Below are 24,210 nucleotides of genomic sequence, written 5' to 3'. Positions count from 1 at the left end.
CCAAAAGTAGGACCGTTCGAATTTCAAAAACTCGGTACACCATTAAGTCAAAGCATGCTTAACTGAATGGTGTTAGCCCTAAGGCCGTTTTTTAGCGATACAAGAAGAATTAACAGTTAGTTTCTTCAGCGTTTACGCCTTCTTTAACATTTTCACATGCATCTTCTACTTTGTTTTGCACGTCAGTTACTGCTTCGTCAATACGTTCGCCTGCGTCTTCTGCATGATTGTCTTCACAACCCATGATGAAGAAACTTGCGAATAGACCGATTAGTGCTGCTTTTACAGTTGTTGAATTCATAATGTAATTCCTTGTAAGTATTAATTAAATTTTAGTGTTTGTTAGTTGAATGCTTTATCTACCTGGGTGATTTACCACGTAGTGCACCTGAAACTAATGAGATCACTAAAAGTACTAAAAATATAAAAAATATAATTTTTGCTATACCAGCTGCGGCACCTGCGATGCCACCAAAACCTAACACTGCAGCGATTAAAGCAATAACTAAAAATGTAATTGTCCAGCGTAACATTGTTTTCTCCTTGGTTATCAAATTTGCTCACAATAACTAATGCCAGTTATATGCCAAAGTTTATTTTTGTTTTATATCATATAGTTATGGTTTTTAACTGTGTTTTTAGTTATTAGTTAGTTAGTAATTTTTACGCTTTGTTATGTAAGTTATTCACACTGTTACAAGTTACCGGTAAATATTCACTAAAAATAATGTTTTTGGTAAGACCAATTAACAATTGATGTGTGTTTTTGTACTTATTATAAAATTTGGCGGTTATTTTTATTAAGTTGAATAGTTAATTAACAACTTCCATATAACTATTAGCTATAGTCGTTATTTTCTGTATGTATTGTAGGGCGCATGATTGCTGGGTTATGGCATGTAAATTTGTTGAGTGTTATGTTGTTTATAGTTTAATTGGTTTTACCAATTTACAAGATGTAGACAAAGCGACTAGTTTTGTTATTATCCAGTGAATAAATATTTAATTAAATCGATTTTTTATTTTCGATATGGGTTTCAAGGGGGAGAAAAATGGATATAGGTGCTCTACTCACAACGGCTGGTAGCTTAATGCTAACTGGTATGGTTGGGGTGTTTGTATTTCTGTCGATATTAATTGGTGCAGTAACGCTTATGTCTAATTTGGTGACGCGCTATAGCGAACCAGAGGCATCACCAGCTAAATCACCGTCTTTTAAATCTCAAGGTGTGCCTAATGAGCACATCGCTGCTATTAGTGCTGCCATTGCTCAGTACAAATCAAATAATAAATAAGGGGCACACACATGGCTAAATTAAAATTAACAGAATTGGTATTACGCGATGCGCACCAATCATTGCTCGCAACACGTATGCGCCTAGACGATATGCTACCTATTGCTAGCAAGCTAGATAATGCAGGTTATTGGTCTATTGAATCGTGGGGCGGTGCTACATTTGATTCGTGTATTCGTTATTTAGGCGAAGATCCTTGGGAGCGTATTCGTGCGCTTAAAAAAGCGATGCCTAATACTAAACAGCAAATGCTATTACGCGGTCAAAACCTATTAGGCTACCGCCATTACGCTGATGATGTAGTTGAAAAATTTGTAGAACGCGCACATAAAAATGGCGTTGACGTATTTCGTATATTTGATGCAATGAACGATGTACGTAACCTAGAAACAGCGATTAAAGCGGCTATAAAAGTAGGCGCACATGCTCAAGGTACTATTTCGTACACAGTAAGTCCTGTTCATACGCTTGATATGTGGCTGACTCTTGCTAAGCAATTAGAAGATTTAGGCTGTCACTCAATTTGTATTAAAGACATGGCGGGTTTATTAAAGCCGTACGATGCTGAAAAACTAATTAAAGCACTTAAAGAAACCGTATCGGTTCCTATTGCTATGCAGTGCCACGCTACAACAGGTTTAAGTACTGCGACTTATCAAAAAGCGATTGATGCAGGCATTGATATGCTTGATACCGCTATTTCATCAATGAGTATGACTTACGGACACACAGCAACTGAAACTATTGTATCGATAGTTGAAGGAACTGAGCGCGATACTGACCTTGATTTAAACCATCTAGAAGAAATTGCTGCTTACTTTAGAGATGTACGTAAAAAATATGCGGCATTTGAAGGTAGCTTAAAAGGGGTTGATGGTCGTATTTTACTCGCTCAAGTACCTGGTGGCATGCTTACAAACATGGAAAACCAACTTAAAGAGCAAGGCGCGGCAGATAAGCTTAATGAAGTTTTACTTGAGATCCCACGCGTACGTGAAGATCTTGGTTTTTTACCTTTAGTAACACCCACGTCGCAAATTGTAGGTACTCAGGCAGTACTTAACGTGCTAACCGGTGAGCGTTATAAAACAATTACTAAAGAAACTGCTGGCGTATTAAAAGGTGAATATGGCTTAACACCAGCACCAATGAATAAAGAGCTACAAGAGCGTGTGCTTGATGGAGCAGAGGTTATTACTTGTCGCCCTGCAGATAACATTGCACCAGAGCTTGCAACGCTTGAAGCTGAATTATTAAAAGAAGCGCAAGAGCAAGGTTTAACACTTGCTGATGAGCAAATTGATGACGTACTAACTTATGCATTGTTTCCGCAGGTTGGTTTGAAATTTATTAAAAATCGTAATAACCCTGATGCATTTGAGCCTATTCCTACCGTTGAAGATAAGAGCAATAAGGCAGCACCAAAATCGGGATCAAATAATAGTAGCGTTAAAGCTGAGCAATACAGCGTAAAAGTAGATGGTAAAGTTTACGACGTAGTAGTGGCGCAAGGTGGTGAGCTAAAAGAGGTAACATTAAAAGACTCTGAGCACATTCCTCAATCTGCTTCAGTTGCATCAGGTGAAACCCTTAACGCACCTTTAGCCGGTAATATTTTTAAGATTAAGGTAAAAGCTGGGCAAGTTGTTAACGAAGGCGATGTAGTGATTATTATGGAAGCCATGAAAATGGAAACTGAAATACGCGCTACGCATACCGGAACAATTGCTGAAGTGTTAGTTGGTGAAGGCGATGCTGTAACTACCGGCGACGCTATGATTGCATTAGCTTAGGAGTAAATAGAGGATGGAAGGTATTTTAAACCTCTGGAATGCTACTGGCATTGCTAACTTTACAATCCCATCGTTAATTATGATTGCGGTAGGGTGTTTATTACTGTTTTTAGCGATAGCTAAAGGCTTTGAACCACTATTATTGCTACCGATTGGTTTTGGTGCAATTTTAACAAATGTACCAGTGGCAGGTTTGTCAGACCCAGGTGGGCTTTTGTATTACGTTTATTACGTGGGTATTGATACGGGGGTTTTTCCGTTATTGATATTTATGGGAGTAGGGGCGCTGACCGACTTTAGCGCGCTTATTGCAAACCCACGTATGTTGTTATTAGGTGCGGCTGCACAGTTTGGTATTTTTGCTACTTTGTTTGGCGCAATATTATTAAATTATGTACCAGGCTTTGAGTTTACTCTACAGGATGCATCAGCTATTGCCATTATTGGTGGTGCAGATGGGCCAACAGCAATATTTTTAGCGTCAAAACTGGCTCCTGATTTACTTGGTGCAATAGCAGTAGCAGCATACTCATATATGGCACTTGTGCCAATTATTCAGCCGCCAATTATGCGTGCGTTAACAACCCCAGAAGAACGTAAAATTAAGATGCCAGAGCTTCGCAAAGTATCTAAAAAGGAAAAGATTATTTTCCCTCTTATGGTGCTTAGTTTAACGGCTATGTTTTTACCGGCTGCTATACCGCTTGTAGGTATGTTTTGTTTAGGTAACTTAATGCGAGAGTCGGGTGTTGTTGATAGATTAAGTAACAGTGCTCAAAACGAAATCATCAATGTTACAACTATATTTTTAGGTTTAGCTGTAGGTTCAAAGCTTGCTGCAGATAAGTTTTTAACTGTTGAGACGATTGGTATTTTAGTGCTTGGCGCACTGGCTTTTGCAATTGGTACGGCATCTGGCGTATTTATGGCAAAAGGACTTAACCGTATATCTAAAACACCTATAAACCCATTAATTGGGGCAGCAGGTGTATCGGCTGTGCCAATGGCGGCACGAGTAGTTAATAAAGTTGGCCTTGAAAGCAACCCACATAACTTTTTACTTATGCATGCTATGGGACCCAACGTAGCGGGTGTACTTGGTAGTGCAGTTGCTGCGGGCATATTGCTAGCACTCGTTGGCTAAAAATGTAATTTAAAATAGATTAACCATTAAGCGCAGTTTACTGCGCTTTTTTTTGTTCTTAATTTGTTCACCGCTAAATGGTTTCTTGTTCAGCGCTTTTTGTTTACAGTAGCAGCTCTTCAAAATTTTAAGGATAGTTATCATGCTTCACACACCTTTAGCAAAGCACTTACCTCATGTTAGTAAACTTGTATTCGGATGCATGGGTCTGGGCGGCGGTTGGAATAAAGACGCAATCACTGATGCACATGTTAAGCAAACTCATGAATGCATAGATAACGCTATTGAAGGTGGCATTAACTTTTTTGACCATGCTGATATTTATACTTTTGGTAAAGCGGAGCAGGTTTTTGGTAAAGCATTAAGCGAGCGACCAGAGCTTAGAGAGCACATGTATATTCAATCTAAGTGTGGGATTCGTTTTGAAGATGACTTAGGGCCAAAGCGCTATGATTTTTCATCAAAGTGGATTGAGCAATCAGTTGAAGCATCCTTGAAGCGATTAAATACAGACTATTTAGACGTACTTATGCTACATCGTCCTGATCCACTCATGGAAGTTAACGAAATTGCTCGTATATTTAGTTGCTTAAAAGAAAGCGGTAAAGTGCGCAATTTTGCAGTATCGAATATGCAGCAACATCAAATGAATTTTTTACAGCATGCACTTGATATGCCGATTGTGGCTAATCAAATTGAGGCTAGTTTACAAAAGCATCAGTTTGTTGATGAAGGTGTATATGCCGGTAACAGTGACGGTAAGGATCTTAATTTTACGCCCGGTAGTATTGAGTACTGTCGCCATTTTGAAATTCAAATTCAAAGCTGGGGCAGTCTATGCCAAGGATTATACAGCGGCAGTGATTTATCAAACGCATCGCAGGCTGATATTAACACCAGTCTTTTAGTTAATAAGCTGGCTGCACTTTATGATACGTCTGCTGAGGCTATTGTTATTGCATGGTTACTGCGCCATCCCGCATCTATTCAGCCTATTATTGGAACAACTAATGCCAAGCGCATTAAAGCCTCTTGTGATGCTGTGAACGTACAACTAACTCGTGAGCATTGGTATGCACTTTATGTAAGCGCTAAAGGCCATGAGCTACCATAAGTAGGGCACTAATATGAATATATTCGTTATTTTAATTGGTTTGTTTGTCGCGCTAGCGATACTTATTCCATTGCTTGAAAAATATCAAAGTAAAATAGGGCTCAACGGTGCAACCAAATACAGCAAATATATTTGGCCATTAGTGATGGTGTCTTTAGTGATTCAGCTCATTTATGTATTAATGTATTAATGGTTTTTAGCGTATACAAAAAAGCCTTTGCAGGTTAAACCTGCAAAGGCTTTTTTAATGTTTATTAATAAACTTTATTTAAGTGCTAACTGTAGCTCGCGATTGCGCTCAAGTTGGGCAATAAAGTTATCTGCAATCGGTTTAAACTTAGCAAGTTCTGAGCGAGGTAGTGGCTCTGACTTAGGAAGTTTTACTGTTTTAGGATTACGATGAACGCCATTTACTAAAAATTCATAGTGTAAATGCGCGCCAGTAACACGACCCGTAGAACCTACAGTACCAATTTGTTGGCCCTGTTTAACTTTTTGGCCCGTTTTAACTAGTTTCTTATTTAGGTGTAAGTACTTAGTTACATATTGTGTGCCATGGCTAATAAATACGTAGTTACCGTTGTACTTGCTGTAACCCGCTTTAACTACCTTACCGTTACCTGATGCAACCACCGGTGTGCCAGTGCGTGCAGCAAAGTCGATACCACGGTGCGCTCTAACTTGCCCAGTAACTGGGTGTAAGCGACGAGGATTAAAGCTCGAACTAATATACTTAAAGCTTACAGGTGCACGTAAAAATGCTTTTTTCATGCTACGCCCTTCAGGCGTATAAAAATTGCCGTCGGTATGGCGAATCGCTGCAAAGCGCTGACCTTGGTTTACAAATTCAGCGGCAATAATTTTACCGGTACCAATAAACTCGCCATCAACATAGTGAGACTCGTAAATTAAGCCAAACACATCGCCTTTACGAATGTCGTTTGCAAAATCAACATCCCAACCAAATATGTCAGCAAAGTTCATTATTTGACGTTCGCTTAAACCTGCCGCTATTGCTGAAGTCCAAAAGTTGTTAGATATTTCGCCGCCAGCGGTTTTGGTTAGCGTTTCAATTTCTTTACTATCAATAGCTGTATCGTAGTTACCTTCTTCATTTAAGGTAACAAATAAAGTATCGGTTTTTGAAATCACATAGCGCAGTTGAGCCAAAGAGCCATCTTCAGCTGTCGCAAAGCTAAGTATTTCACCAGGGTGAATTTTAGTTAGCTTGCGCGTTTCTGCGTTAGTGTTAATTAGTTTATGGAGCGTTTGAGCTGAAAAACCAGCACGTTTGAAGATAATTGCTAAATTGTCGCCATTTTTAACTTTATGATCGACAAAGTCGTATTCTGGTAACTTTTCTGCTGCTTGCTCTGAATTTAACTCAGTTAATTTTTCGTTGTCATCAACTTTAACTTGTAACTCATAGCGCTTGCCTATCTCTAATGCATCTGCATTATTGTCTTTAGAAGCAGTCGCTTTTTCAGAAGGAAGAAATGCCAAGCCGGCAATAGCAGAAACTAAACCTAAAATAAGCAATTTGTGTTTTTTTGGGAGAGTGTTAACCACGTGAACCATAACGTGCCTTTTTCTGCTGTCAAGATAATAAATACATAATATTGCAGGATATACTTAATAATGTACGAATACTAGTGCTTTGTAGATTTAAACTAACCTTAAACTACGCTAAAATCAGGGTTAGGAAGCCTTTTTTAACGTCCTATCTAACTAAGACTCAATTCATTTTGTTTAGTTGCATTAATAACTTAAAAAGTTATTTTAATTAGGTAGAAATTTGTTATGTTAGCTACATATATATATTCGGTTTAAACCTATATTAAACCGTGATTACAAGTAACTAGTCCGCCCCTTCGTAGGCAGAATTTTGGAGTAACACAAAGTGGATTTACAAACCGCTCTAGCAGAGATAAAACGCGGTGCAGAAGAAATATTAATTGAAGACGAACTAGTTGAAAAACTAAAGTCGGGCAAAAAGCTAAAAATAAAAGCTGGCTTTGATCCTACAGCCCCTGATTTACATTTAGGGCACACTGTACTAATTAATAAAATGAAAACCTTTCAGGATTTAGGTCATGAGGTTATTTTCTTAATTGGTGACTTTACTGGCATGATTGGTGACCCAACAGGTAAAAACGTAACGCGTAAACCACTTACTCGCGAAGACGTACTAGCCAATGCCGAAACATATAAAGAACAAGTATTCAAAATTCTAGATCCTGCTAAAACCACTGTTGCATTTAACTCTACTTGGATGGAAAAGTTAGGCGCTGCAGGTATGATAAAACTTGCTGCAAACCAAACTGTAGCACGTATGCTTGAACGTGATGACTTTAAAAAGCGTTACGGCAGCGGCCAACCAATTGCAATTCATGAGTTTTTATATCCACTGGTACAAGGTTGGGATTCGGTTGCACTAGAGTCAGATGTTGAACTAGGCGGTACTGATCAGCGCTTTAACTTGTTAATGGGCCGTGAGCTACAAAAAGTTGAAGGCCAAAAGCCGCAAACAGTATTAATGATGCCATTACTTGAAGGTACTGACGGCGTTCAAAAAATGTCTAAGTCGCTTGGTAACTACATTGGTATTACTGATGCGCCTAACGATATGTTTGGTAAAATAATGTCAATTAGTGATGTGCTAATGTGGCGTTATTACGATTTATTAAGCGCGCTTTCTATTGAAGAAATTGCAGCTCAAAAAGAACGTGTTGAGCAAGGTACTAACCCGCGCGATATTAAAATTGAACTAGCTAAAGAGCTAATTGCTCGTTTTCATAGTGAAGCTGATGCACAAGGTGCACATGATGATTTTATTCAGCGTTTTCAGAAAAAAGCGTTACCAGATGAAATCCCTGAGCTAACAATCACTATTGCAGAAGATACTATTTTAATTGCTAACTTGCTTAAAGAAGCAAATTTAGTAGTAAGTACATCAGAAGCAATGCGTATGATTAAGCAAGGTGCAGTTAAACTTAACGGTGAAGATAAAATCACTGACACCAAACTTGAAATAGCAAAAGGCACAACGGCTATTTACCAAGTAGGTAAACGTAAGTTTGCAAACATCACTGTAGCTTAAATACTGTTTGAAAACTAAAAAACCAGCCTAGGCTGGTTTTTTTGTGCTCGTATTTTGGGGTCTGTAAATAGTTACGAGGTAGTCACTAAATAGTCACTAAATCACTTTTAATATTTCAATACTTACAATTACTAACAACCAAAATACCCGCGCCTGATTTAATCTGTTAATTATTACAGGTACATCCTCGGGTGTAGGTAGTCTATCAGTACCTATACGCATTTTATTAAAGCGAGTACCTAAATAAACTGCAGGCCCGCCCAGCTGCACGCCAAGTGATGCAGAGCATGTGCTTAGTAGCCAACCTGTATTTGTTTGATAAAAATGTCTGCCATAATGCTTTATGTAATGCATGCTTTGTTTGCTCGCTCTACTTGCTGCAATAGTTAAAGCGAGTAAGCGCATTGGAATATACTCAATAATAAACAACAGAGTTTTAAGCGGTTTTAAAAAGTAGCTATTTGGGGATATGTCACTACGCCAGGCTTGTTGTATTAAAGTAAGTAATCGATAGGCGAGGGCCGCAATAGGGCCAAAGGCTAAAAATATAAATATAACTACGAAATAGTATCGAGCAGTGCGCAGTATTAAGCTTTCAATTAATGCTTTGATAATACCAGGAGATGAAAGCCTATTAACTTCACGGGCAAGCAGTGGTTTTAGTAATTCGCGTGCTGTCGATTTTTGATTTTGTTTAGTTAGCTTTGCAATGCGAAGTGCTTTTTTATCAATACTCTTACTTTCTAAGCATAAGTATAAAATAAGGCCAGCGAGTAATTCAGGGTAAAAAGCAAACTCGAGTAGTAGCACTACAATAATGAGAATGACACTTAAAATGAGCGTGCTTGCGAGTATAGCTGCCAAATATTGATAGCTTTTAGGTTCTTTGCTTTTGTATATGCGCTTGCCAATAGCACTAAAAACAGCATTTAACGCTGTATTAGGATGATACCAGCTAATAAGGGGAATAAAGCGCTCAGCAAGGAGCGCTAGTATGAAGGCAATAAAGTCCAAGTGGTTTTGAACAATATTGCTAAGCATTTACAGAGACACTGCAGTTAGCTTTTCTAAAAGTGCGACAACCATTTTAGATGAGTTGATTGATGCTGTTTCTAGGTATTCTTCAAATGATTGTGGTGACTCTTTACCTGCAATATCAGACATTGAGCGAATTACAACAAATGGTGTGTTAAGCGTAAAACACGTTTGTGCAATTGAAGCGCCTTCCATTTCAACGGCAAGCATTGTAGGAAAATCACTGCGTGCTTTATCGATAAGCACAGGGTCACACATAAATGTGTCACCAGTACAAATTAAGCCAACAAGTGTTTTAACATCACTGATTTGTTCGATTGTTTGTTGTGCTGCTTCAACTAATTTAGGGTGAGCTGTAAAGCCTGCTGGCATTTGTGGTACTTGGCCAATTTCGTAGCCAAAAGCAGTAACATCTACATCGTGATGACGTACTTCTGACGAAATTACTACGTCGCCAACACTTAGAGAAGGATCGAATCCACCGGCAGAGCCTGTGTTAATTACGCAATCAGGTTTGAAGTTATCAATCAGTAAGGTAGTTGCAATTGTTGATGCTACTTTACCAATACCAGATTGAACAAGTGTTACTGTGTTACCAGCCAATTCACCAGTATAAAAAGTGAAACCTGCTTTAGTTAAAATTTGTGGGTTTTGCATCGCTTCACGTAAAATTTTAACTTCTGGCTCCATTGCGCCAATAATACCAACATTCATAATGTTTAATTCCTGAGTTTGAATCACTTGATTATACGTGAAGTTAGCAATAAAAAACAAAAAAGCGAGCTTGTTTATGAGCTCGCTTTAAATACTTTTTAGGAGAGTATTTAATTTGGTTTTTAAATTTCAGCTAAAGCAGTTGTTTGTGCTTTGGCTTGAGAAGGTGAAAGTACCGCTGGCTTATGTGAGCGATTACGAACAGGGCGCTGCGTTTGTGTTGCTGCAGGCTTACCAAGTTTAAACATAATTGCATCGCGTACTTCAGAAGGACGGTAGCCTGATTTAACTTTCATACGAATATGTGGAATGCCCGCAGACTCTAGTGCACCGTTTACAAACCAGTCGCGTTGAGCTTTGTGACCATCTTTATTCGCATTGTTAACTAGGTCAACGGCCGCAACAATAGTGAGTTTTTCTTTATCGATTAATACAAAGTCGAGTTGCTTATTTTTAGCTTTAGCTAAAGCAGCACGTTTAGATTTAATAGAAAGACCTTGCTTACAGTCAATAACGTCAATTAACTTAACGCGACTAACAATTTTATATTGATCGCCTACAGCACGCTCGAGAAGATTTAAAAAAGCGCCTTCAACCTGCGTAAAAACAGTTTGCTTGCGGGTAAAAGGATACGGGTTTCCGCCATCGTCATTAAATTTTGACGCAACAACAGAAGCCCCGACAACTAATACTAGAATTAATAATAAAGCGAATTCCATACGGTAACTCCATAACAACAAATTGACACTGCTCAAATAAAGCAATTTACGTGCCTAAAAAGTATGAGTTATAAAATAATTACCAACTGTTTATAAAAGCTAAAACTATGTAGCTATTAAGCTTTGTATCCACCTTCAATACCTTTAACCGCAATAGCTACAGCATCGTGTGCATGGAGTGATTCATAATGGTTTATTTGCAGCCAGTAATCGCTGTAATTATCTGTTTCTAATAAAGCTTTAATTTTACGCGCTGCATCTTCACAAAACATAAGATTTTGACCATTTAAACGGGCAAATTCTTGCTCGTCTTCGCGTTTTACTGCCGCTTGTACAGGCGTTTTAAGTTCAGCTTCGAGGGTATTTATTAGAGTCACTACGTCAAATTCTTGAATATTGCTATCAAGCTTTACTTTTACGTTGGCAATAGAGCGCTGCGAGTGAGGTGTAGCGACTATGCCTTGTGTAGTGCCTAGCCATTCGTGCACATCTTTTTGGCTTAAGGTTTCTTGGTTAAACTTTTCGTTAAACGCGTTTTGTATAAGCTGGCGCGCAAGTGCTGCAGAGCAAGGGCACGTTGAAGAATAGGTAACATCTACAGTTAGCTCGTAGCTAATAATGTTATTTTCAATTGTACTGGTAAGTACAACTGGGTAGCTTTTCCAGCCCGCTTTACCACTTAATAGTGATTTACGGCGTAGCGGTAATTCAAATTTAAATTCAATTTGTGCTTTATCGCTCAGCCCTTCGTGGCTAGTTATAAAAGTATCGAGTGCTTGCGCTATTGTTTGCGGATTGACTTGCTGCTCAGTTGAAAGCAGGTCAAGTGCTAAAAATAGACGTGACATATGAATGCCTTTGGCATCTTCTTTATGCAAATTTACAAATGCACGAGCTTTGGCATTTACTGTAACTGGAGATAAGTCTCGTGACTCAAAAATAAATGGCAGTTCGATTTCGCCCATGCCAACCCAGTCTAATTTACCTGTTTGTAAAGCGGGTGCAGTGTCTGCTATATCTGGCATATTGGTTTGCATGTGCGCTACTCGTATTTTGGAGATAATAAAGCGGGGCATTTTACACTAAATAATTTATTGCTGAAATGATGAGTTTAAGAGATGAGCAAAATCAAACATGAAAAATTCTGTTTTTATCGCACAACATGGGTAGTGGTAGGAGAAAAATGCTAAAATCTGGGAAAATGGTATGTTTATACATGCGCATTGCCTTCTTTATATTTAAGCACACAGCTAAGAGATAAAATTACGTATGACCGATTATTCTTTGAGCCCTTGGGCTCGGGTACTTTCCAGCTCAATAACGCGATTTGGTGAATTTAAAACCGCAGCTATTTGTTACACTTTATTTTTAACTGTATCTCTTATTTTATCGAGCATGTTTTATTATGTTGCGATAGGCGAATTACACCTTGTTGATATTTTGGCTGTGGTATTTTTTACTGCTGTGGTTTCTCCTTTAATTATAAGTGTATTACTTAATTCAATTCGTCAATTAGATGCCTCGTATGCTTATTTAGATAGCGCAACCAAACAGGAAAAACTCTTAAACCAAACCCTAAAAGACAACATTAGCCGTTTAAATATTGAAATTGATGAGCGTAAAATGGCATTTCATGCCAAGCATCGCGCTATTGAAGAGCTGCGCCGAGAAATTGCTGAGCGTAAAAAAACACAACAAGAACTTGCCCAACAAAGTATGTTGCAACGCTCAATCGTTGATTCATCTCCCGATCTATTTTATTACCGTGATAACAACGGTGTATTTGCCGGCTGTAATAAAATGTTTGAAGAGGTAATGGGAAAATCAAGTAGTGAGCTAATAGGAAAAACGGTAGAGCAGATATTCCCGAGTCATTTTTTAGCTGAAGTTTTGGCAACCGATAAAGAAGTAGAGCAAAGCCATAAAGCACTAACTATCGATGTGGGTTATGAAGTAAATGGTGAAACACGTTGGTTTGAGCTGCGTAAATTACCTTTTATAAATGATGACGGTGACTACATTGGTTTACTGGGCTTTGGTCGTGATATCACTAGCCGTAAAGAAGCAGCACAGGCACTCGAAACTGCCTATAAAGACAAAGGTAAGTTTATTGCTACGCTGAGCCATGAACTACGTACTCCTTTAAATGGCATTGTTGGTTTAACGCGTATGTTATTAGACACAGAGCTTAATAAGCAGCAGCGTAGTTGGGGCAATACTATTTTTTCGAGTGCTGAAACACTCGGTAATATTTTTAACGATATTATAGATTTAGATAAAATAGATAGAGATCAGCTCGATATAGCAACCAATTCTATTAATGTGTCAGACTTTATAAACGATGTAGTTAATTTTGCAGGCTTAATAGCTGAGCAAAAAGAGCTTGAGTTTGATATTAAGCGCAATGGCATACTTGATGTTTACGCGCAGCTCGATCCGACTCGATTACGCCAAGTTGTTTGGAACTTAATTAACAACGCCGTTAAGTTTACTCAGCAAGGCAAAGTAACACTCGAATGCAGCAGAGAAAATCGTGTAGAAGGCCCATGGTTAGTTATTAAGGTACTAGATACCGGTCAAGGTATTCCACCAGAGCAGCTTGCCCATATATTTGATATGTATTACAAAGCGCCGGATTTAAAAGGCACTAACGCAATAGGCTCAGGTATTGGTTTAGCTGTAACCAAGGCACTTGTAAGTGCAATGAAAGGGATAATTACGGTAAATAGTACTGAAGGCGAAGGAAGTTGTTTTACAGTGCAAATACCGCTTAGTTTATGTGTTGCACCAACAGAGCAAAGTTATGTTGGCCGTGGTTTGTATATTCTACTAGTAGAAGATGTGCCTCTTAACGCCGAAATTGCTACAAATCTATTAGAGCAACGAGGCCATGAAGTGTTATGGGCTGAAACCGGTGAAGATGCACTCTCGTTCGTCGAAACCGAAGATGACTTAGATTTAGTACTACTTGATATGCAATTGCCAGATATAAACGGTGACGTGGTTGCTAAGCAAATACGCTCAGATAGCCACTTTGATAAATTACCTATTGTTGCTTTAACTGCCAATGTACGCAGTGCTGAAAAAGAGCTTGAAGGTATATCAATACAAGGTGCGTTGGCTAAGCCAATTAACACAGTTAAGCTTGATAAAATGCTGGCTGACTTATTTGGCATTAAGCAAAGTGAATGCACAGAGCCACAGCTAAAAGTAAGTGAAGAAGCGCTAGAGGGCATTGATGCACACTTATTAGATATTGAAACAATAGAAGACTTTGTAAATTCGATGGGCTTGGTTGTATTTAGGCGCAGTAGTCAGTTATTTGAAAAGCTAAGTCCACAATATCAGCAAGAATTACTTACTTCATTAAATGCCGGCGATAGAGAAGAGTATGAATCAGTAGCGCATAAACTTAAAGGTGCGGCTGGATCGGTAGGTTTAAATGATGTGCAGCTTCATGCCAAAATAATGGAGCATGGTGCGATTGATGAATCTGATGAAGTGTTAAAGCAGTGGTTAGATGTTTTAGCAGATAAAATAAATGAAGGACAAAAAGCCCTTCATTTATTTTTACAGCAATTAGAGTAAAACTAATTAGCTCTAATTAAGCGTCAATTTTACCAATGAAACGGTAACCTTCACCATGGATGGTGCTGATTAACTCTGACGTTGAGTTATCACTTTCAAAATGCTTACGAATGCGACGAATAGTAACATCAACAGTACGGTCATTTGCACGAAGCTCACGGCCGGTCATGTGCTTGATTAATTGCTCACGACTAAAAATACGACCTGGAGAATCAAGCATTAAACGAAGTGCTCTGTACTCACCTTTTGGTAAACGTTTAGCGTCGCCATTTGGAGAAGTAAGACAACGGCTATTTTCATCAAGTTCCCAACCGTTAAACGTAATAACACCATTTGTTTCTAGTGCTGACTCTTCACCGCCTAAAGCAGTACGAGTAATAAGGTTGCGAGCTCTAATAGTTAATTCACGCGGGTTGAATGGCTTAGTAACGTAGTCATCTGCGCCAATTTCAAGACCTAAAATACGGTCAACATCGTTGTCACGACCCGTTAGGAATATAAGACCTACTTTACGCTTTTGGCGTAATTCACGGGCTAAAATAAGACCGTTTTTACCAGGAAGGTTGATATCCATAACTACAAGATTAACGTCATCGTTATTTGTAAGCTTGTCATGCATATCATCGCCATCAATGGCTTCAATAACTTTGTACCCTTCAGCTTCAAATAAACTAACTAGGTTCAGTCGAGTTACGTCTTCATCTTCTACGATTAGAATGACTGGCGTTTGCATTATTAATTAACCTTTTGGAATATTTTATTTATAAAAAAACCGGTGACGAATTTATAACCGATTACTAGAGATTATAGGATTATACCCATTTGTTAACAAGGAAAAAACAAATTGGATAAAAATAAAACAGTAGGGTGTCCAAAGTCTACTAAAAAGGGCAGTGCAAAAACTACTGTTTAATTGATATATACGTGGATGTAGATATTTGAATCATAAAGTCGAAGCCATTTTCCTTTAATAATTGATACATCATTCAATCAAACAAGGTACTTAAAATAATCAGACTAATTCAAAGCAAAACTATATCACTTTCTAACCTTTCATCAATGTATGTGATACAGCAAAGATAAAAAAGTTCATAAATCGCTTGGTAATATTTATTTAATGCAATTAAATAATGTTACGCGCTTATCACATGCCTCATTAATGAGGTCATTAAATGCTAATTCAAGGATAAATTTTAAATATATGCACTTTTTAGTGATCTTTATTTAAGGAATAGTAATTATAAAGCGAGCACCGTGTTTTTCTTCAAGATCAAACATAACTCTTCCGCCAAGTGCTTGTGTTACTAGGTTGTAGACCAAGTGCATGCCTAAGCCGCTTGCGCCTTGTCCGCGCTTTGAAGTTACAAACGGGTCAAAAATTCTATTTTTAATGTTTTTATCAACGCCTTGACCGTTGTCAGAATAAACTATTGTTAATTTTTTCCCTACCAGTTCTACGTCAAAGCGAATTTCATTATTTTCTTTACCTATAAATCCATGAATCACAGAGTTCATAAGCAACTGCTGAAACACTTGTTGCAGAGGTTCAGACTTACTATGAATAGCCAAGTCGGTCGGACAGTTAATAATAACGACAGGCTTTTTAGGCAGTAGTTCAGATTGAATCGATGTTAAAACATCACTTATTAATTTATGTACATTAATATAGGTATTAACACCGTCGTCTTGAATAACGGCCACTTTTTTAAAGTTAGATATCAGGTCAGCGGCACGATTTAGATTACGATAAATTAAGTCTAAGTTTTCAATACCTTCATCTATAAAGCGTTTTAGATGGCTTGAGGTAAGTTTTTTATCGTCAAAGCTTTGCTGTATATCTGCCAGTTTATCTCGAAGTAATGTAGAGCCTGTAATACCTAGCCCTATTGGTGTATTCACTTCATGGGCAACCCCAGCAACCATTTGCCCAAGCGATGCCATTTTTTCGTTTTCAACAATTTGCGTTTGATACTGATGCATTCGCTCAAGGGTTGATAAAAGCTCTTGATTTGCTTCTCTGAGAGCGATTGTTCGCTGGTTTACTTTTTCTTCAAGGCTTTGGTTTAGTTGTTTTATTTCTTGTTTATCTTTTTCGTGGCGCTCAAGTTGCTTTTTGGTGCGTGTAAGCATGATATTTAAACTATTTGAAAGAGCGGTTATTTCTTTTACATCGGTTATTGGCGCGCGTGCATCATAGTTATGATTTTTAGATACATCCTGCAATAGCATGCTTAACTGCTCTATTGGCTTGGCTATACGTCGTTGAACTTTTATAGCAATAAAGTAAACAACGATTAAAATTAATAGAGTTAATAGCACGTCTATTAATATTTTTCTCTCAATATAAGTCTCTAAACTTTCGAGGCTCCCTCGCATATATACATAACCTACCAACTTTTCGTTATCGTAAATAGGGCGGGTTAGTTCAATATGATCGCTCGTAATTCGTGGCGTTTTTAGCTCATCAACACTGTCTATTCTTAACGGCACTGGAGGCGTTTTTTTTGCATTAAAGCTAATAAAAAAAACAGGTTTTTGAGATGCTTTTTCTATTGAATAAATATGTATGTTTTTTACAAGGGGGATATTTTCAAATGACTTGAGGCGTTTTTCTTCTGTTTTTCTATCATCTTCAACTACTGATTTACCAGCATCAAAAGCTACAATTTCAGAAAGTATGACGAGTTTATTAATGATTAATTGCTTTTGCTCTTTTACGCTTAAATAAGTAGATATCGAAATAGATAGCGACAAGCAAATAGCTGTAATAAGCATAATTAAATTTATGAGTGCTTTGCGAATGCTACTTTGATGAACTTTTTTAGGCATTATTTCGTTATCGCCTGAATTAATTTTGATTATTTAGAGTTTTAGTTTAGCAAAGACGGGAGAAAATGAAGGAAAAAAGCTAAATTAATTCTTATATTTATGCGAAGGTTAGCTTGAGCGCGTTTGCACTCAAGCATTTTTAAAAATAATACTAGCTGCTATATACGGCAAACTTGTTATTTTTAAATACCGTTTGGTAGCTTTCAAATTGCATTTCTAAAATAGGCGGGTATTTTAAAAAGCTGTTAGCAACAATATTCAGCTTTCCTACTTTAGTTAAATGCTGTTTTGCATTTGCTAAAAATGTTTCTGCTACTGTGTAGTCGGTTGCAATACCTGTATGAAAAGGTGGATTGCTAATAATTAAATCAAACTTACCGGTAATGCTTTTAAGGCCGTCACTTAATATCGCTTCGCCTTTGATGCTGTTAAGCTTTAGAGTTTGCTGTGTTGCGTAAGTTGCCAGTGCACTTACATCACTACACACAAACTCAAGTGCTGGATTATGCAGCCCTAAAAAGGTTGCTATTAAACCTGCGCCACAACCAAAGTCGAGAACCCTACCTTGCTTAATTGTCGGTGCGTTTTCGAGTAGAACTTTCGTTCCCATATCTAAACTACCGTGATTAAACACCCCTGGGACACTAATAGCTGTAAACTCGGTGTCGGCAACATTAACAACAAACTTTTTATGGTAGGTCGTAATATCAAAGTCAGGGTGCTGGGTAATCTCAGCAAATGAGTAAAGAACGCAGTGCTTAGCTGAATCAATTTTGTTACTAAACTCAGCTTTACCAGCTAATTGCTTTTCAATTGATTTAACACCACTTTTATTTTCACCTACCACCAATAGTTCGGCATCATCAGTAATAGCAGATCGAATATTATCAAGCGCCATTAATAACTCAGGTTTTGATTTAGGATAGTAAAGAATAACTAAATCGTAGCCGTTACCAGGTATTGTGTGATTTACACAAATCTCAACGTCTTTGGTGTTTTTAGCAAACTCACCGTTAGCATGGTTGTAGCTAAATGCAGTTACCTTGCTTTGCGGGTTAAGTTTTTTAAGCTCTGTTAAAAAGCCATCTTGAACAAAGTTGACCACCAAGATAGATTTGCCCGTTAGTGCCTCGCTATTACGAAGTAACAGTAAACTTGGGTTGGTTAGTACGCTCATAAATGGCTTTGCCTTACAGTATGTTTAGTTTTATCAAAAATAAAAGTGAGTGCTTAAAGTTACAAATTACTCAGTACGTTCAAACATTAAATCCCACACGCCATGACCTAGGCGATGTCCGCGCTGCTCAAACTTAGTAAGCGGGCGCAAATCTGGACGTGGAACATAATCGTTTGTTTCTGATTGGTTTTTAAAACCAGGAGCTACATTCATTACTTCGAGCATATGCTCTGCATAGTTTTCCCAATCTGTCGCCATATGAAAAACGCCACCCATTTTCAGTTGGGCTCTTAGTTTTTCAACAAACTCAGTTTGTACAATGCGGCGTTTATGATGACGCTTTTTATGCCAAGGATCAGGGAAAAACAACTGTAGTGTTGTTAAGCTTTCATTAGGTATACAGTCTGCAAGTACTTCAACTGCATCGTGTTCAAAAATACGTAAGTTAGTAATGCCTGCTTCATCGGCATCCATTAAACAAGCACCAACGCCTGGGCGGTGTACTTCAATACCAATAAAGTTTAGGTGAGGGGCATTTGTTGCCATTTCGACAAGCGATTTACCCATACCAAAACCAATTTCTACTACTACATCGTTGTTGTTGCCAAAAACTTCGCTTAAATCAAGCATACCGTTTTTATGCTCTAGACCCATTGTTGGCCAGCATTTTTCGATTGCAGCGGCTTGGCCTTTGGTTAATCGACCTTCGCGTTTTACAAAACTGCGAATGGTGCGGATGTATTTACCTTCTTGCTTAGCTTGCTTAGCTTGCTCAAGGTTAGTGTTGCTTGATTCACTCATATTATTGGCCTGACAAAAACAATGTGTTTAAAAATGGTTGCATATTATCCCTGACCGAGCCCGCAATCACAAGTATTAGCTGGTTTTACACGCCCTATAGCTTGATCTTTTTATTAACTACAATAGACTGAGCCGCCATTGAGCATCAGTAAAAGTACAATATGTTGGATTTAAATAAAGAACAGTCTAATTCGTTTTCTAATCAAGTCGTTGATTGGTATCACCTTCATGGGCGTAAAACACTTCCATGGCAGTTGGGTAAAACACCTTATAAAGTGTGGGTGTCTGAGGTGATGCTCCAGCAAACTCAAGTTATTACTGTTATCCCATATTTTGAAAAATTTATGCAAAGCTTTCCAGATATTATTGCTTTAGCCGATGCTGATGAAGATTTAGTACTGCATCACTGGACTGGCTTAGGGTATTACGCTCGTGCGCGTAACTTACATAAAACAGCTAAAATAGTACGTGACAAGTACCAAGGCGAATTTCCGCAAACGCTTGATGAAGTAATGGATTTACCGGGAATAGGGCGCTCTACTGCCGGGGCTGTTTTATCATTGTCGCTTGGACAGCATCATCCAATTTTAGATGGAAATGTTAAGCGAGTCTTAGCGCGCTACTTTATGATAGAAGGTTGGTACGGTGTTAAAAAAGTCGAAAACCAGCTTTGGCATTTATCAGAGCAATTAACACCTAAAAATAATGTCACCGAATTTAATCAAGCTATGATGGATTTAGGTGCGAGTGTTTGCTCACGCAGCCGGTTTGATTGCGAGGCTTGCCCATTAAATTCAGGTTGTGGTGCTTTTAATGCAGGTAAAGTAAAAGAGTTTCCACATTCTAAACCTAAAAAAGCAGTGCCGAAGAAGAGTTGTCATCAGTTAATTGTTCAGTGCGGCGATAAAGTGCTTATGGAAAAACGCCCTAACAGCGGTATTTGGGGAGGACTATTTGGCTTTTTTGAATTTAATGAGTACGAGGAGCTTCAAATGTTTTTAGCTCAGCAAGGATTAGAAGCCGACTTAGTAGAGCTTGAAGCGTTTATTCATGTGTTTTCACATTTTGAGCTGAAGATTAATCCGCATGTGCTCAATGTTCAGAAAATTCCTGATGTAGTAAATGACAAACAATTAGTGTGGTATCCGCTTGATCAATCAATAGAGGTTGGCCTAGCAGCGCCAACTAAAAAGTTGGTTAAACAAATTACAGCAATAGTATAGAATAGCCCCATATTTAGCGTTAGAGAGAATCAATCATGGCACGTACAGTATTTTGTCAAAAGTTACAAAAAGAAGCCGAAGGGCTTGGCTTTCAGTTATACCCTGGTGAAGTTGGTGAAAAGATTTTTAATAACATCTCTAAAGAAGCGTGGGGTCAGTGGCAGCATAAGCAAACAATGCTTATTAACGAAAAGCATTTAAATATGATGGACCCAGAGCACCGCACATTTTTAGAAGAGCAAATGGTTGGCTTTTTGTTTGAAAACAAAGATGTGGAAATTGAAGGTTATCGACCGCCTGAAAAATAATATTTTAAACATAAAAAAAGGGCTAAATAGCCCTTTTTTTGTGTGCGATTATTTAATCACTTAACTCATCTTCTTGCTCAGAGATTTTAATTTGTTCTTTTAAAAATTGAGCTGCTTTAGAGTATTCAATTTCTAACTTATCTCTTAAGTCTATTAATTCATCGGTTGTGAGTTCACCTTTTTTACATTTATCTTCAAATGCACTTGAAAGTTCTGCCACCGTTAGGGCACCAATTGTTTTGGAGATCGATTTTAATTGATGACACCCTTCAATAATCTCATCTAAATCGTTAACCATAACGCCTGAATTAATCCCCTTAATTAGCCCTTGGCTTTGTTCTAAATACATTTTGAAAAAGCGTAACTGTTTAGCTTCGTCACCATTTACATATTTAGCAACTGCTTCCATATCAATAGGTAGCGCCATGGTTTGATGGATAACTACATTCTGGTTTTGGCTTTGCTTATCGCTCCAGCGTTTTAAAGTGTCCTCTAACGCGTTTAGCTCTATAGGTTTGGTAATGAAGTCGTTTATACCTACGGCTAAACAACGCTCTTTTTCGCCTTTAAGTGCGTTTGCTGTTACAGCAATAATGTAAGGCTGTGCATCAATTGATTCTAATAGCTCTGCTTCGTTACGGATTTTTTCGACCATATCGTAACCCGACATTTTAGGCATGTGTAAGTCGGTTAAAATAAGTGAGTAATCACCTTTTCTCCACATATCTAAGCCTTCTTCACCGTTGTTTGCTATCTCAACGCCAAAACCTAGTATGTGTAATTGATCGGTTAGCACTTGTTGGTTTAAAAGGTTATCTTCAACAAGTAAAACCAATTTGTTTGATTTACGAGCTTGCTCAACATTTAAATAATTATTAAGTGTTTTGGTTTTTTTAATTTGTTTAGGTGTATGCAAACCTGCAGCGACTAAAATAGACAGCATAAAATTAGACTTACATAAAGGAGAGGCATTAATATAAAAAATATTATTATGATTTATAGCCGCTTCATCAAGCTTGCTTAGTACAACAACTTGTTGTTTATAATCCTCTAATGAATAAAATAAGCGTCTTAGCAGCGCGTTTGTTTTATCCATATTGTCTATGCCATCAGCCACCCAAATAATATCTTGCGAATGTTGGTGCTCTTCAATTTCTTCTTCTGTGTGTGCATAAACTATTTTAGCGCCCATAAACGATAAATAACGGTACATTGTTTTTTCACGTTCTAGGTGATTACTAACTACAACAATTTGCTTACCATTTAATGCACCTTTGTGTGCATATTTAATTCTACCCGATGTGCTAAACGGCAGTTCAACAGTAAACTCACTGCCAATTCCTGTATGGCTAGTTACATGAATAGTCCCTAGCATAAGCTCAGTTAAGCTTTTACAAATAGAAAGACCTAAACCTGTCCCTCCATATTCTCGGGTAATTGAATTTTCGGCTTGAATAAACGGATTAAATATTTCGCGTAGTTGTGCCTGCGACATGCCTTTACCGTTATCAGTTACGCAAAAGCGTAAGGTAAAGTGATCAGTCGTATTATGTACCACCTCTACTGATATTTTTACATGCCCTTGGGTTTTTTCATCAGTGCTCGTAAATTTAATTGCGTTGCTACATAGGTTATAAAGAACCTGACGTACACGTACGCTATCACCGGTAAGATTTATAGGAATATCTGGTGCTATTGCTAGCTCTAAATCAAGCTCACGTTTTTTAGCAACAGATGAGAGCACACGAGCAACTTCTTCAATAGTATCGGTTACCGAAAATGGGATCGGATCAATATTTAGCTTTCCAGCCTCAATTTTAGAAAAATCTAAAATATCATCCAAAATGCTCAATAACGAAAATGCTGATTCACGAATAATCGTACTTAAACGATGCTGAGCGCCATCAAGTTCGGTCTGGCGCAGTAAATCAATAGTACCTATAACACCATTCATCGGTGTTCTTATTTCGTGGCTCATCGTTGCTAAGAACGTTGTTTTAGTTTCGCTTGCTCGCTCTGCTTTTAATGTGGCTTGCTCAAGCGCTAAGGTACGATTTTGCACTTCGGCTTCTAGGCCATTTTGTAATTTATAAAGCTCTTTTTGTGCAGAGTCATTCTCGCTCATTGCAGTTTGTACTTTTTGTAGCAATAAGTTGATGTTTTTTGCTACTACACCTAAACCAATATCAAGTTGCTCATCAACATTACTATTGTAATTAGCATCTTCAGTGATTGCCTGTAACTCTTGAGTAAGAGTGTCAGTACTTTTACGTAAGCGCGTATTAATGTACATATTAAACATTAAAGTAAGTATAAATAATGCAGCAACACTCGCTATCGCGATGATGTAAGCGATAACTTGAGAGTCTTGAGCGCTTAAAGGTGTGGCTGGTATGTTTTGCTTAATAATAAGCTCGCCAATGGGCTGATCGTTTAACAATAGTAGGTGATGCAGGATACCTTCTTCTTTTAAGTGCTTTTCAGTTTTAACAGAAGCGATGGCCGGTTTACTGCTGCTATATACCAACTGAGTATCTGATGTAGCATTGAAGCGATATAGAGTATATTCAAAGTCACCGTCTAATAAGGAGGTTAAATCAAGTAACTGTTCTACTTTACCTTGACCATACATAGTTAATGCATCAACCATAGGTAAGTCTAATCTATCGGCAAGCGTTACAATATTAATAGATGATGCTGGTTGGGCTGTCTTAACTTCAGTTTGTGTATAAAATGAGTGGGCAACAATAGCGAGCGCTGTTACAGCAATATTAATGATTAAAAAAAGTGGCAGTAAGCCTTTTACTGGCGATGAGAATTTACTCTGCATTGATTGTTTCCAATTGATGTGTTTTTACTACGATAAGTCCCTATCGTACGTATCTAAGCTAATCGTAACATTTACAAAAAATAATTCACTACGGTTTTAGTCTGATTTAGTTATATTTATTTATAGTTATAGTTCGATTTGTGGTAAAAACGAACGTTATTAATAAAAAATGCACTGAGTTGTCTGAAAACCGTTCAAACAGTTATAAAGAATAAAAAAAAAGTTGACTTGTAAGGGCAAAACTCGTTTAATACGCCGCACGCCCAGATAGCTCAGTCGCTAGAGATGAGTGGGAATTGTATTAAAAATCCTTTAAGATTTTTAATTAGCACTGTTTAAGTGCCTCGATAGCTCAGTTGGTAGAGCAGAGGATTGAAAATCCTCGTGTCCCTGGTTCGATTCCGGGTCGAGGCACCATTTATTAAAGTAGTGGTGTTTAATCAACAATTTAAACATTATTACGCGTGCCTTAGCACACAGTTTTGTGTGCCGACTTAGCTCAGCTGGTAGAGCAACTGACTTGTAATCAGTAGGTCAACC

The 24,210-nt window shown here is 37.9% G+C and carries 21 protein-coding genes and 1 tRNA gene; 10 read left to right on the top strand and 12 right to left on the bottom strand.

All coding sequences use genetic code 11. The features are described from left to right. Positions 1-109: 109 nt before the first annotated feature. Positions 110-301 (bottom strand): hypothetical protein, encoded by a 192-nt coding sequence (locus tag AAEY62_RS18915; RefSeq protein ID WP_007378921.1) that lies wholly within the window; start codon positions 299-301, stop codon positions 110-112. A 58-nt stretch (positions 302-359) separates the two neighbouring features. Further along, entirely contained in the window at positions 360-533 is a 174-nt protein-coding gene (locus AAEY62_RS18910; protein ID WP_002961939.1) for a DUF1328 domain-containing protein, read from the bottom strand. Positions 534-1,052: 519 nt separating this feature from the next. On the opposite strand from AAEY62_RS18910, the gene AAEY62_RS18905 reads away from it, so the two are divergent. The 5 genes from AAEY62_RS18905 (at position 1,053) to AAEY62_RS18885 (ending at position 5,536) form a co-directional block, all read left to right on the top strand. Then, positions 1,053-1,295: an OadG family protein gene (locus tag AAEY62_RS18905; protein ID WP_007583814.1), complete on the top strand. Its 243-nt coding sequence runs from the start codon at positions 1,053-1,055 to the stop codon at positions 1,293-1,295. A gap of 11 nt (positions 1,296-1,306) precedes the next feature. Then, entirely contained in the window at positions 1,307-3,088 is a 1,782-nt protein-coding gene (gene oadA, locus AAEY62_RS18900) for a sodium-extruding oxaloacetate decarboxylase subunit alpha (RefSeq protein WP_350635781.1), read from the top strand. Positions 3,089-3,101: 13 nt separating this feature from the next. Continuing rightward, positions 3,102-4,232: a sodium ion-translocating decarboxylase subunit beta gene (locus AAEY62_RS18895; protein WP_350635779.1), complete on the top strand. Its 1,131-nt coding sequence runs from the start codon at positions 3,102-3,104 to the stop codon at positions 4,230-4,232. A gap of 142 nt (positions 4,233-4,374) precedes the next feature. After that, entirely contained in the window at positions 4,375-5,346 is a 972-nt protein-coding gene (locus tag AAEY62_RS18890) for an aldo/keto reductase (RefSeq protein WP_007583820.1), read from the top strand. Between the two features lie 13 nt (positions 5,347-5,359). After that, positions 5,360-5,536, top strand: a complete 177-nt coding sequence (locus tag AAEY62_RS18885) for a hypothetical protein (protein WP_007583822.1) — start codon at positions 5,360-5,362, stop codon at positions 5,534-5,536. A gap of 74 nt (positions 5,537-5,610) precedes the next feature. Here AAEY62_RS18885 and AAEY62_RS18880 read toward each other — a convergent pair whose 3' ends face one another. Beyond that, entirely contained in the window at positions 5,611-6,924 is a 1,314-nt protein-coding gene (locus AAEY62_RS18880) for a peptidoglycan DD-metalloendopeptidase family protein (RefSeq protein ID WP_007585425.1), read from the bottom strand. Positions 6,925-7,246: 322 nt separating this feature from the next. Here AAEY62_RS18880 and tyrS point away from each other — a divergent pair, with 322 nt between their 5' ends. Next, positions 7,247-8,446, top strand: a complete 1,200-nt coding sequence (gene tyrS / locus AAEY62_RS18875; RefSeq protein WP_007585427.1) for a tyrosine--tRNA ligase — start codon at positions 7,247-7,249, stop codon at positions 8,444-8,446. Positions 8,447-8,542: 96 nt separating this feature from the next. Here tyrS and AAEY62_RS18870 read toward each other — a convergent pair whose 3' ends face one another. The 4 genes from AAEY62_RS18870 to folE2 form a co-directional block, all read right to left on the bottom strand. Further along, positions 8,543-9,487: a cobalamin biosynthesis protein CobD/CbiB gene (locus AAEY62_RS18870; RefSeq protein WP_024594516.1), complete on the bottom strand. Its 945-nt coding sequence runs from the start codon at positions 9,485-9,487 to the stop codon at positions 8,543-8,545. Next, positions 9,488-10,195 (bottom strand): 5'-methylthioadenosine/S-adenosylhomocysteine nucleosidase, encoded by a 708-nt coding sequence (gene mtnN / locus AAEY62_RS18865; protein WP_350635777.1) that lies wholly within the window; start codon positions 10,193-10,195, stop codon positions 9,488-9,490. 122 nt (positions 10,196-10,317) lie between these two features. After that, a complete protein-coding gene (locus AAEY62_RS18860) occupies positions 10,318-10,914 on the bottom strand; it encodes a DUF2726 domain-containing protein (protein WP_007582968.1) in 597 nt (198 codons plus the stop codon). 116 nt (positions 10,915-11,030) lie between these two features. Then, positions 11,031-11,951 carry a GTP cyclohydrolase FolE2 gene (folE2, locus tag AAEY62_RS18855; RefSeq protein ID WP_024589695.1) on the bottom strand — a complete coding sequence of 307 codons (921 nt, stop codon included), beginning with the start codon at positions 11,949-11,951 and terminating at the stop codon, positions 11,031-11,033. A 232-nt stretch (positions 11,952-12,183) separates the two neighbouring features. On the opposite strand from folE2, the gene arcB reads away from it, so the two are divergent. Then, on the top strand, positions 12,184-14,502 hold the full coding sequence (gene arcB / locus AAEY62_RS18850; RefSeq protein ID WP_101217457.1) for an aerobic respiration two-component sensor histidine kinase ArcB: 2,319 nt from the start codon (positions 12,184-12,186) through the stop codon (positions 14,500-14,502). 16 nt (positions 14,503-14,518) lie between these two features. Here the strand turns inward: arcB and arcA are convergent, their stop codons facing one another. The 4 genes from arcA to trmB form a co-directional block, all read right to left on the bottom strand. Continuing rightward, on the bottom strand, positions 14,519-15,235 hold the full coding sequence (arcA, locus tag AAEY62_RS18845; protein WP_002962549.1) for a two-component system response regulator ArcA: 717 nt from the start codon (positions 15,233-15,235) through the stop codon (positions 14,519-14,521). A 491-nt stretch (positions 15,236-15,726) separates the two neighbouring features. Continuing rightward, entirely contained in the window at positions 15,727-17,331 is a 1,605-nt protein-coding gene (locus AAEY62_RS18840) for a sensor histidine kinase (protein WP_007582962.1), read from the bottom strand. 151 nt (positions 17,332-17,482) lie between these two features. Then, complete coding sequence (locus AAEY62_RS18835) at positions 17,483-18,508, bottom strand: methyltransferase (RefSeq protein WP_350603752.1); 1,026 nt, start codon at positions 18,506-18,508, stop codon at positions 17,483-17,485. 66 nt (positions 18,509-18,574) lie between these two features. Beyond that, positions 18,575-19,309, bottom strand: coding sequence for a tRNA (guanosine(46)-N7)-methyltransferase TrmB (gene trmB / locus AAEY62_RS18830; protein WP_350635775.1), 735 nt, complete (start codon positions 19,307-19,309; stop codon positions 18,575-18,577). Positions 19,310-19,470: 161 nt separating this feature from the next. Here trmB and mutY point away from each other — a divergent pair, with 161 nt between their 5' ends. Continuing rightward, the gene (gene mutY, locus AAEY62_RS18825) at positions 19,471-20,532 is read left to right on the top strand and encodes an A/G-specific adenine glycosylase (protein ID WP_350635773.1); all 1,062 of its coding nucleotides are present in this window, start codon (positions 19,471-19,473) and stop codon (positions 20,530-20,532) included. 35 nt (positions 20,533-20,567) lie between these two features. Beyond that, positions 20,568-20,840 (top strand): oxidative damage protection protein, encoded by a 273-nt coding sequence (locus AAEY62_RS18820; RefSeq protein ID WP_007582954.1) that lies wholly within the window; start codon positions 20,568-20,570, stop codon positions 20,838-20,840. A 52-nt stretch (positions 20,841-20,892) separates the two neighbouring features. On the opposite strand, the gene AAEY62_RS18815 is transcribed toward AAEY62_RS18820, so the two are convergent. After that, positions 20,893-23,670: an ATP-binding protein gene (locus tag AAEY62_RS18815; RefSeq protein WP_024589699.1), complete on the bottom strand. Its 2,778-nt coding sequence runs from the start codon at positions 23,668-23,670 to the stop codon at positions 20,893-20,895. A gap of 341 nt (positions 23,671-24,011) precedes the next feature. Here AAEY62_RS18815 and AAEY62_RS18810 point away from each other — a divergent pair. After that, positions 24,012-24,087, top strand: a tRNA-Phe gene (locus AAEY62_RS18810). Positions 24,088-24,210 lie beyond the last annotated feature (123 nt).

The organism is Pseudoalteromonas sp. GW168-MNA-CIBAN-0100, from assembly GCF_040309225.1.
GTDB lineage: Bacteria > Pseudomonadota > Gammaproteobacteria > Enterobacterales > Alteromonadaceae > Pseudoalteromonas > Pseudoalteromonas arctica.
This window is presented reverse-complemented; position numbering and strand designations above follow the sequence as displayed.